This is a genomic window from Mycoplasma sp. AC157 (assembly GCF_054343415.1).
Genome location: NZ_JBTGVE010000033.1, coordinates 1 through 5,812, shown reverse-complemented (window position 1 = coordinate 5,812; position 5,812 = coordinate 1). Strand labels below are relative to the sequence as shown.

Below are 5,812 nucleotides of genomic sequence, written 5' to 3'. Positions count from 1 at the left end.
TTAAATATATGAAAAAAAAGAAAAAAATCCCGTCAACTGGGAAAGACGGGATAAATGACAATATGGTCAAAGCAACGAAGCAACAACAAAGTAAAAAAATAATTCAAGTTTTTGAACTTGAATTTTATTTATGAAAATTAATTTGCTGATCTGCAAAAAATAAAATTTTATTGTTTTTATTAAAACTAAAATAAATTTCAATTGATTCAGAACTACTTGTTTTATCGTTTATAAAGATAATTTCCTTTATATTAGCAAAATCTTCATATTTCATTAAATCATTTAATAAATTAAAATCTATAAAAGAAATATTATGAAAATCTTTTGAATTTGAATATTCGATGTATTTAATAGATATTTTTTTGTATCCTTTATTTTCACTATCTTGAATAAAAGTTTGCTTTAAATTAAATGTTAGAGTTTCAATGTTTGGATTATTTCAGAAAGGATTGAAAGTGATTGAAAGATTTTCATTATTGAATTCTAAATGTAAAAGATCATTGTTTTCAAAAGCACTTTCTTCAACGATTTCTATTTTAGCAGGAATGCTAATTTTTTCTAATTGGTTATCAGCAAAAGCAAATGATTTAATTTCTTTTAAGGAACTTGGCAATTCAGTTTTTTCTAAAAAATTAGTTTCAAATGCGGAGTCTTCAATTATTTCAATTTTATTATTTCAAACAATTTCTTTAATAGTGCAATTCATAAATGCAGAAAGTTTAATAATTTTTAAATTTTCTGGAAAGATAACCTTTTCTATTCCTTTAGTTGCAAAGGCTAACTCATCAATTATTTCTAAATCTTTAAAACTACTTAAATCTAAAATAGCATTTTGAAAATACTCCTTTTGTTTCAAAATTTCTAATGATTCTTTTTTTGTTAATATTTTCATTTTTCTCCTTTATCTTTACAATTTTATATTCTAATTGGAAAAATAGAAATAAAATCTTATTTTTTTCCTTTTTTTAGTAAAAATTGAATAAAAAATAAATATTAAGTGAAAGGAGGGACAAATGAAACAAAAAGTGACTTTGGTTAAGTTGACTAATGAAGAAATAGAAAACATTGGTGGATCTTTTGCATTTGCAGCAGTTCTACCTTATATCCCTTTAATGGTTAGTTCTATTGCTTCACTTGTTGCTTCTGCAAAAATGGCAACAAGTTCATCAGGAGAAATAAAAACCAAAGAAGGTTTATCTCAAAAATGAGATTCTCCAACAACAAAAGATAGTGGTAATACAAAAACCATAAATCCTATCTATTTTATTTACTAAAATTATTTTTTTTATATAATTATCAATATGAAAAAAAAGATTTCTATTAATAAAGTAATAAACTTTTTATTTTTATTCTCCTTTTTATTTTTTCTTATTTTTTTTACGTATGTTGCCATAACTAAAATCTTTAAAGATGCAAAATTAGAATTTATAATCGGTGGAATAATATTTTACTTCATAAATTGTTTATTTGCTATTTATTTATTTTTACAAGAAAGACATATAGATGCAAAAATTTCTTGAATATTAATTATCCTTATTTTCCCCTTTTTTGGTCCAATACTCTTTTTAATTTTTGGAAGAAAATATAATTATAGAATAAAAGAAAAAGACTATTTACTTAATAGAAATTTAACTCCTTATGATAATGATTTCTGTGGTTTTAATTGCAAACAAAATGTTAATTTAGATTTATTTGATAAAGCTCACAAAATATTCACAACAAATCCTAAAAATTTTAATAGTTCATTATACTTAAATGGTTATGATTTTTTTGAAAAGTTATTTTTAGATTTAAAAAATGCCAAAAAATTTATTTTCATAGAACTTTATATTATTAAAAATGATTTTATGTGGTTACAAATGAAAAATATTTTAATTCAAAAAGCAAAAGAAAATGTTGAAATTAAAATTATTTTAGATTGATTTGGATCTGCATCTCTTCCAAAAAAAGACTTTAAAGAATTAAAGAAATTAGGTATTCAATTTTATGTTTATAACAAAATTTGATTTCCTTTTATTCATTCTAAAAGCTTTTATAGAATTCATAAAAAACTTTTTATTATAGATGGTAAAATAGGTTACATTGGTGGAAATAATTTAAGTGATGAATATTCTAATTTTTCAACAAAATACGGAATTTGGTTCGATGCAAACTTAAGAATAAAAGGACAAATTGTTGTTGATTTAACCAATTCATTTATCAAAGATTGAAATTTATGAACTGATTATGAGATTACTGATATCAATTCTTATTTAAATATAAATTTCAATATGAATAATGATTTTAAAGAAAATTATGGATTAATTTTTGAAGGTGGTCCAAGATATGACGTTTCTTTTTTAGAAACCTTTATAATTCAAATGATATATTCTTCAAAAGAAAAAATTGAAATTTTTACTCCTTACTTCATTCCCACAAGAAGAATTTTTCTTGCTTTAAAAGAAATGATTATTCTAGGTAGAAAAATTGAAATTTATTTACCTGGAAAATATGACAAAAAATACGTTGAATGATTCACAAAAGATTTTGCAAAACAACTTGAAGAATATGGTGCTCAAATATTTGAATTTAAAAATGTTTTTTCTCACACTAAATCAATGATTATTGATGAAAATATAGCATATACTGGAACAATGAATTTAGATATTAGAAGCTTTTATTCTCAATATGAAATTAATGTTTTAATTCAAGGTCAGTTTATTAAAAAATTTAATGAAAATATTGAAAATTTAAAAGAAAAAAATATTGTTATACCTAAAACTTTTACAAATACAAAACCTACTTCTAAAGTTAAAAAAATGATTATCGAATTATTCAAAAGTCTTTTATAAACATTTTGTTTTATAGTTTAAATGAAATCAAGCAAAAACTTGTAAAAAAGCAAGTTTTTGTTTTTTTATAATAAAAAGCTAAAAACAAGCAATTTCCCTGTATTTTTGGCAAAATCAGGAGTTTAGATACACAAAAACATCTGCTTTATACATAAATAAACATTATTTTTTAATATAATTATAATATTAAATAAATTAGGCTATTAAATAAAACAAGAAAGGAAAAAATGGCAAAAAAAGAATTTGAAAAAACAATAACAAAACAAGAGTTAGCAAATAGAATTTGACAATCTGCAAATGGTTTAAGAGGTAATTTAGAAGCATATGAATATAAAGACTTTATATTATCTTTTATATTCTATAGTTTCTTATCTCAAAAACAAATTGATTTAATGCAAGAAAAGTTTGAATTTTCAATCGAAGAAATTCAAGAAATGGTTTCTAACTATACTGAAATTTATACAGATAATGAAGATAAAATCACAGAAATTAAAGAAAAAATCAATTTAATAAAAGAAGATTTAGGATATTTCATTTTTTACAACGATTTATATCAAGTATGAACAACAAACAAATATGGAAAACAATCAGATTTTAGCATTTCCAAACTTTCAGAAGCAATTCAAAGATTTAACAAAAATATTATAGATGATCAAAAATACAAAAACTTATTTGAAGATATTATTATGATTTCTGTTGAACAGTTGAATAAACTTGGTTCCAATGTTCAAGAACAAACAGAAACAGCTAAAAAAATAATGGAACAAATTAAAGATATTCCTGTAACTAATCAGAACTATGATGTTTTAGGATATGTTTATGAATTTTTAATTGGACAATTTGCTTCTACAGCGGGTAAAAAAGGTGGTGAATTTTATACACCACATGAAGTTTCTGTTCTAATGTCTGAAATCATTGCTTGAAACTTTAGAGATAGAGATAAAATAAAGGTATATGACCCTACTTCAGGATCGGGTTCTTTACTTTTAAATATTGGATCAACCTTTAAGAAATATGACAAAAACAAAGATTCTGTAACTTATTATGCTCAAGAAAAAGTTAGAACTACTTTTAATTTAACTAGAATGAATTTAATTATGAAAAACATTAATTCAGCCGATATTAATGTTAGATGTGGTGATACTCTTAATGAAGATTGACCGGTTAGTGAAAATAACGGTGATATTATTTCTGTAGATGCAGTTGTTTCTAATCCACCTTATTCTTTAAAATGAAATCCAGAAGGAAGACAAACAGATCCGCGTTATGCAGATTATGGAGTTGCTCCAAAATCAAAAGCAGATTATGCATTCCTTTTACATGAACTATATCACTTAGATACAAACGGAATGATGGCGATTGTTCTACCACACGGTGTTCTTTTTAGAGGTTCCAGTGAAAAAGAAATTCGTACAAAACTTATTAAAAATCAAAAAATTGAAACAATTATTGGTTTACCTGCAAATATTTTCTTTGGAACAAGTATTTCTACTATCGTAATGATTCTTAAGAAAAATAAAGCAGATAGTAACATCCAATTTATCGATGCTTCTAAACTCTTTGTCAAAGATGGAAAAAATAACAAACTAGAAAGATCTCATATTAAAAGAATTATTGATGTTTATAAATCAAAAGCAGAAATTTCTAAGTTTTCTAGAAATGTTACTTTAAAAGAAATTGAAGAAAATGACTTCAATTTAAACATTTCTAGATACATTGATAACTTTGAAAAAGAAGAAACACACGATTTATATGCATCAATGTATGGCGGAGTACCTAAAGTGGAGCTTGATGAATTAAAAGCATATTGAAATACTTTTAACTCCCTTTTTGACACAATCACAACCAAAGTTAATGATTCTTACTTTAAACTCATTGATAAGGGCTTAATTCAAGATAAAGTAAAAGAAAATAGTGATGTTAAAGCATATTCAAATCACTATTTACAAATCATTAGTGATTTTAGTGAAGAAATTTCTAATTTAACTTCTTCATTAGACAATATTTTTAAACTTGATGATAAGTATTTAGATAATATTATTGATAAATATATCTTTGAAGATTTAGAAGACGTACCGTTATTAGATAAATATGAATTATTCCAAATAATGCTTGATTATGCTCATAAACATATTCAACCAACAATTTCTGTTATTCAAAAATTTGAAGGAGAAGAATTTAGCACAATCCTTGAACAAACAACAACAATTAGCAAAACCAAAGATGGTAAAGTTAATAAAATCGAAAGTGAATTATTTGATATTGATACCATTGGTAAATTTAAACTTACCTCTTTAATTAATTCAATTAATGAAAAACAAGAGCAAATTACAGATTTAGATTCCCAAATGAATTCCATTGTTGAAAGCATTAATGACGAAGACAAAGATGAAGAATTATTTAAAGATGGAGTAATAAAAGCCGCAGAAGTTAAAAAATACATTAAAAAAATTGATTCTAATGAACAATGAGAAGAAGAATCTTTAGAATGCAAATTATTAGAATTTGATAATTTAAATAACCAAAAATCTGACTTAAACAAAGACTTAAAAAATTTAAAAACAGAATTAAACCAAAATATTGAAATATACTTATCAAACATCACTGAAGAAGAATTCTTTAATTTATTACACAAAGAATGAATTAGTAATTTTGAATCTATTATTTTTGAAAAACAAGATGCTATTATTAACTATTTAATTTCCAAATTAGAATATTTATATGATAAATACTTTGATACTTTAAGTGACATCAATAATCAAATTAAAGAACAAGAATCCAATCTAATTAATCTGCTTTCTGAATTAAAAGGTGAACCTTCAGATATGGAAGCAATTGAAGAGTTAATAAAAATTTTAGGAAATAAATAAAATGATTTCAAAAGACAAGTTAGTTCCTTCTTTAAGATTCAAAGAATTTACTCACGCTTGAGAACAGGACAACCTAGGGAATTTAGTTTCTATTCAAAATGGAAAACTAAA

4 protein-coding genes are annotated in these 5,812 nt (G+C 23.5%); 3 read left to right on the top strand and 1 reads right to left on the bottom strand.

What is annotated here, in order from left to right:
• Positions 1-124: 124 nt before the first annotated feature.
• Positions 125-892 carry a leucine-rich repeat domain-containing protein gene (locus ACXX84_RS03970; protein WP_458572950.1) on the bottom strand — a complete coding sequence of 256 codons (768 nt, stop codon included), beginning with the start codon at positions 890-892 and terminating at the stop codon, positions 125-127.
• A gap of 121 nt (positions 893-1,013) precedes the next feature.
• Here ACXX84_RS03970 and ACXX84_RS03965 point away from each other — a divergent pair, with 121 nt between their 5' ends.
• From ACXX84_RS03965 to ACXX84_RS03955, 3 genes are all read left to right on the top strand, one after another.
• Entirely contained in the window at positions 1,014-1,274 is a 261-nt protein-coding gene (locus ACXX84_RS03965) for a hypothetical protein (protein ID WP_458557709.1), read from the top strand.
• Between the two features lie 27 nt (positions 1,275-1,301).
• Entirely contained in the window at positions 1,302-2,831 is a 1,530-nt protein-coding gene (locus ACXX84_RS03960; protein WP_458572949.1) for a phospholipase D-like domain-containing protein, read from the top strand.
• Positions 2,832-3,058: 227 nt separating this feature from the next.
• Positions 3,059-5,701 carry a type I restriction-modification system subunit M gene (locus ACXX84_RS03955; RefSeq protein WP_458559661.1) on the top strand — a complete coding sequence of 881 codons (2,643 nt, stop codon included), beginning with the start codon at positions 3,059-3,061 and terminating at the stop codon, positions 5,699-5,701.
• The last annotated feature ends 111 nt before the right edge of the window (positions 5,702-5,812 follow it).